At 58.0% G+C, this 557-nt stretch carries 2 protein-coding genes; both read left to right on the top strand.

Features of this window, described 5'->3' with window-relative positions:
• Positions 1-266 (top strand): hypothetical protein (locus QKY98_RS23685; RefSeq protein ID WP_284671716.1); only part of this gene is annotated, 266 nt, incomplete at its 5' end.
• Positions 267-304: 38 nt separating this feature from the next.
• A partial coding sequence (locus tag QKY98_RS23680) for a hypothetical protein (RefSeq protein WP_284671715.1) occupies positions 305-557 on the top strand: 253 nt, incomplete at its 3' end.

The following is a 557-nucleotide window of genomic DNA, read 5'->3' as shown; positions in this document are numbered from 1 at the left end:
ACAGCTACAGCGTCAGCCTCGTAACCAATGTGCTTAGCGAGATCCGCGAGGATCTGCGTACCTCGGAGCTGGAAAGCCGAATCTTCTGGGGACTATCCGAGAAAGACGCCGGCTGGCTCAAAGAGAGCTCCTTCGGCCAGCGCAACCAAATTGCCGCCCTGGGCCGTGTGAAATTCACCGCACGAGACGGCCTGGTACGTGAGTCCGCCGGTGAGCGCAGCGACACCCTTCAGCTACTGCTTCGCGTCATGAATCCCAGCTATTGAACCTGGGAATCCGATAACACCCTTTGAGATCCGCAGACATGGACAACGCAACCTTGACCCAGCAGATGGTGCAGGCAGGCTTTCGCTGCAGCATCATCACCGTGCACACCGATCACACCTCCAAGCAGGTCAATCGTCTGCGTAAGCAGATTGGGGTCGAGTACAAAGGGGCTAGCGGCCCCCTCCCAAGTGGCGCCTGCCTGCTGTCGAACTCCGGCCAGGTCGTTGAAGCAACATTGTTCATGTGTGCGTACCTTCGGGCCGCAAAAAATCCGTTCGTTGACGTCGATG

This window comes from Pseudomonas sp. HR1 (assembly GCF_030175875.1).
GTDB lineage: Bacteria > Pseudomonadota > Gammaproteobacteria > Pseudomonadales > Pseudomonadaceae > Chryseomonas > Chryseomonas oryzihabitans.
Note: the sequence above shows the minus strand (reverse complement) of the source record. Positions and strands in the feature narration are given on the sequence as shown.